Raw genomic sequence first — 4,534 nt, 5'->3', positions numbered from 1 at the left:
CATCATATATATCGATATTTAAATTTTCTAAGACGAATTTTTGGAAGGTTCTGTTTGAAAAATCAAGCACATAACCACTGCCCATTTCGAGCAATTTCTCTAGTTTAATCTTTTCAATGCTTGTTAAATCTGACATCTCATATCTAGATTGAAAGTGAAAGGAAGGTATGCCTAACTACATATTATACAGAAACTTTCTGCATAACACTGTCCAGAGCAACGATAGGGGTCAACTTTCTGTATGTCACCCGGTCTTACAACATATATACTCATTTGTCAATAGGTAGTAATATTTAATCTGCTTATACTTCGAGTTTTGGTCTGAAAATGGGCGATCGCTTGACTATCGATCGAGGGATGGGGATGACCACGACCCTAGGGGATTATGCAACGGTGAACAACTTATCAGCAGGTTTCCAGGGGGCTAAAACCATAATCCGGGAGATTCCGGGCATCTCCGCAAGTCAGCTGAGACCGATTGACCCCAGAAAAAATCTTCAGAGCTACAACCACTATAACTAATAGCCGCTCCCCAATAACTGATCACTGAAAGAGGGCTAAACTAAAAAGCCGTGCTAAAATCAGCATATCTAGGGTCGCTTGTGTAGGTGATGGATAGGCTATGTTTGAAAGATTTACGGAAAAAGCCATTAAAGTAATCATGCTCGCCCAAGAAGAAGCCCGCCGCCTTGGCCATAACTTCGTGGGAACAGAGCAGATTTTACTAGGACTAATTGGAGAGGGAACGGGAGTTGCCGCCAAAGTCCTCAAGTCCATGGGTGTCAATCTCAGAGATGCGCGCGTGGAGGTGGAGAAAATCATCGGTCGCGGTTCCGGATTCGTAGCCGTGGAAATTCCCTTCACCCCCAGAGCCAAACGAGTTTTAGAACTCTCCCTCGAAGAAGCCCGTCAACTGGGCCATAACTATATTGGCACAGAACACCTCCTTTTAGGACTAATTCGCGAAGGGGAAGGTGTGGCCGCTAGGGTTCTGGAAAATCTCGGCGTGGATCTCTCGAAAGTTCGCACCCAGGTGATCAGAATGTTAGGGGAAACCGCCGAAGTGGCCGCCGGTTCGTCTTCCCAAGGTCGCACTAAAACCCCCACTCTTGACGAATTCGGTTCCAATCTCACCCAAATGGCCAGCGAGGGTAAACTCGATCCCGTGGTCGGCCGGCAAAAGGAAATCGAGCGCGTTATCCAAATTCTCGGTCGTCGTACCAAAAATAACCCAGTCCTAATCGGAGAACCAGGGGTAGGTAAAACAGCGATCGCAGAAGGATTAGCCCAACGCATCGCTAACAAGGATATTCCCGACATTCTCGAAGAAAAACGGGTTGTCACCCTCGATATCGGCTTGTTAGTGGCGGGAACCAAATATCGCGGCGAATTTGAGGAACGCCTCAAAAAAATCATGGACGAAATTCGCCAAGCGGGTAACGTCGTCCTTGTTATCGATGAAGTTCATACTCTCATCGGTGCCGGGGCAGCCGAAGGGGCGATCGATGCGGCCAATATTCTCAAACCGGCTTTGGCCCGAGGAGAACTACAATGTATCGGGGCGACGACCTTGGATGAGTACCGCAAACATATCGAACGGGATGCGGCTCTAGAAAGACGTTTTCAACCGGTTATGGTCGGTGAACCCTCCGTAGAAGAAACGATCGAAATTCTCTACGGTCTCCGGGAACGCTACGAACAGCACCACAAACTAAAAATCTTAGATGAGGCCCTGGAAGCGGCGGCGAAATTGTCCGATCGCTACATTAGCGATCGCTTTTTACCGGACAAGGCGATCGATTTAATCGATGAAGCTGGTTCGAGAGTGCGCTTGATTAATTCCCAATTGCCCCCAGCAGCCAAGGAATTAGATAAAGAACTGCGGCAAATTCTCAAACAAAAAGATGATGCGGTGCGCGGTCAAGACTTCGAGAAAGCCGGGGAATTGCGCGATCGGGAAATGGAAATCAAAACCCAGATCCGGAATCTCGCTTCCACCAAAAAAGGCGAAGATGGCAACGATGAACCCTTTGTGGATGCCGAGGAAATCGCTCACATCGTCGCTTCTTGGACTGGGGTTCCCGTCAACAAACTGACCGAAACCGAATCCGAGAAACTGCTGCACATGGAAGATACCCTGCATCAGCGTCTCATCGGTCAAGAGGACGCAGTTAAAGCGGTGTCTCGCGCCATTCGTCGCGCTCGCGTCGGTCTGAAAAATCCCAACCGTCCCATTGCTTCCTTTATCTTCTCCGGTCCAACGGGGGTAGGTAAAACCGAGTTAACTAAAGCTCTGGCCGCTTATTTCTTTGGTTCCGAAGATGCGATGATCCGTCTCGATATGTCGGAATACATGGAACGGCACACGGTTTCTAAGTTAATCGGTTCGCCTCCGGGTTACGTTGGTTACAACGAAGGGGGACAATTAACGGAAGCGGTGCGTCGTCGTCCTTATACGGTGGTGCTATTCGACGAAATCGAAAAAGCTCACCCCGATGTCTTCAATATGCTTCTGCAAATCCTTGAAGATGGACGTTTGACCGATGCCAAAGGTCGCACGGTGGACTTTAAAAATACCCTGTTGATCATGACCTCGAACATCGGTTCTAAAGTCATCGAGAAGGGTGGCGGTGGTTTAGGTTTCGAGTTTGCCGATAATCAAGCCGAGGCCCAGTATAATCGCATTCGATCGCTGGTTAATGAGGAATTAAAACAATATTTCCGTCCGGAATTCCTCAACCGTCTCGATGAGATTATTGTCTTCCGTCAACTCAATAAGGAAGAAGTCAAGGAAATCGCCGAAATCCTGCTCAAGGATGTGTTTAAACGTCTGACAGAACAAAATATTACTTTGTCTGTCACCGATAAGTTTAAAGAACGCTTGATCGAGGAAGGTTATAATCCGGCCTACGGCGCTCGTCCCTTACGTCGTGCGATTATGCGTCTGTTGGAAGATGTTCTGGCTGAGGAAATTCTCTCCGGACGGGTTTCTGATGGGGATACGGCTATGGTCGATATCGATGAGGAAGGTAAGGTGAAAGTAATTTCCGGTGAAAGACGTGAGTTAATCGCTCCCGTGATCGAATAAATTCTCACTGGAATTAGTTAAATAAAGGGTGGGCTTTTTGCTCACCTTTTCTCGTAAAAATAGGGGAAAAAAGTGCGATGAAAGTTTGGGTTGTGGGCTGTGTTTTGTTATTTTTGTTGGTGGAATTTTATCAGTGGGCAAAGGGTTTTATTTTACCTTTACCTATCTATATTTTTGCCGGAGCTTTACTATCGATCACTTCTAATTATTCTCAAGATATGAGCAATTTATTTGCTAGAAATGAACCGGTTGATCAAACTGCCAGTTTAACTGATATTCCTGACATTTTGACGACAGAAACCGCAATTGCCAGCCTAGAAGCGGCAGATCAGAAGATAGTAAAAAGCGGGATCGCTGAATCAAGACATGAATACTAAATTGTGCCTCCTATCCACAAGTTACCTTAGTGCTAGGTTTTAAAAATTGCCGAGAGGACAATTGATACTTAAAATCAGCAACGCCCTATAACTTTTCAAACAGCTTCTAAGAATAGATGATCATGAAAACAGTCACAAAATTAGCTCTTATTGCCCTACTCTGGATAACAATAATCAATCCTGCCAACGTACCTCCAGATACCGATGTTAGGCTAAAAATGGCCCATGCCCTGTGGACAGGAACTGAGGAAGTTTCTTTACCCCCAAATTATCGTCCTTCCTCTCGATTAGACCATGTTGGTGTTTTAGGAGTAGATGGAAAACGATATGAAGCTTATGATATAGGACAATCCTTATTAATGTTGCCCGCAGATTGGATTGGCACTCAACTCTCTAAAGTTTTTCCTAGTATTAAGCCTTATTTATTACGAGAATTTGCGGTTAGTTTTCTTGTAGTTATCCCTCTAAATGTATTAGTTGTTCTCTCTTGTTATTGGTTACTTAGACTATTTGATTTTCAGGAGAAAATTGCGGCATCTGCTAGCTTGATTTGGTTGCTAGGTACTACCGTTCTCCACTATGCACAAACTTTTCAACAAAATAATCCAGTCCTACTTTGTGTGATTTTAGGTTATGCTTGTGCTTTGGCTTATATTAAAACTAACAAAGTAACTTATGTTTTTTTGAGTGGATTGGCAATCGGAGCAGCTATTATAATTCGCTCGACAACTATCATTTATGCTCTCACAGTTTTTGGGTTTCTAATTAGCTGTCTAATTTATAAAAATTTCAAGCTGAATCAAATCTTTAAGACAGCCATACTCTGGAACGTCGGCTTATTTCCTTTCCTTTTTGTCAGTAGATTATTTAATTACTTACGCTTTGGGGATTTTTGGACAACGGCAGCATCCTTAAGCATTGAGCAAATACGCAATGGAGCAATCTTTTCAGGGTTGCCAGAATTGCCCCCTAATTATCCTTTCATACACCCTCCCTACGTTGGTATTCTCGGCGTTCTCTTCTCACCAGCTAAAAGTATATTTATTTACGACCCCTTTCTTTTACCGTG

2 protein-coding genes and 1 pseudogene are annotated in these 4,534 nt (G+C 44.7%); all 3 read left to right on the top strand.

Features of this window, described 5'->3' with window-relative positions; all coding sequences use genetic code 11:
• The first annotated feature begins 622 nt into the window (after positions 1–622).
• Entirely contained in the window at positions 623–3,088 is a 2,466-nt protein-coding gene (locus PX636_RS15600; RefSeq protein WP_002796578.1) for an ATP-dependent Clp protease ATP-binding subunit, read from the top strand.
• Between the two features lie 77 nt (positions 3,089–3,165).
• A pseudogene (locus tag PX636_RS15595) lies at positions 3,166–3,446 on the top strand (hypothetical protein).
• A gap of 141 nt (positions 3,447–3,587) precedes the next feature.
• Positions 3,588–4,534, top strand: a 947-nt coding sequence (locus PX636_RS15590; RefSeq protein WP_288117752.1) for a glycosyltransferase family 39 protein, incomplete at its 3' end; no start/stop codon positions are given.

It is taken from the genome of Microcystis sp. M53598_WE2 (assembly GCF_030067735.1).
Lineage (GTDB): Bacteria > Cyanobacteriota > Cyanobacteriia > Cyanobacteriales > Microcystaceae > Microcystis > Microcystis aeruginosa.
Note: the sequence above shows the minus strand (reverse complement) of the source record. Positions and strands in the feature narration are given on the sequence as shown.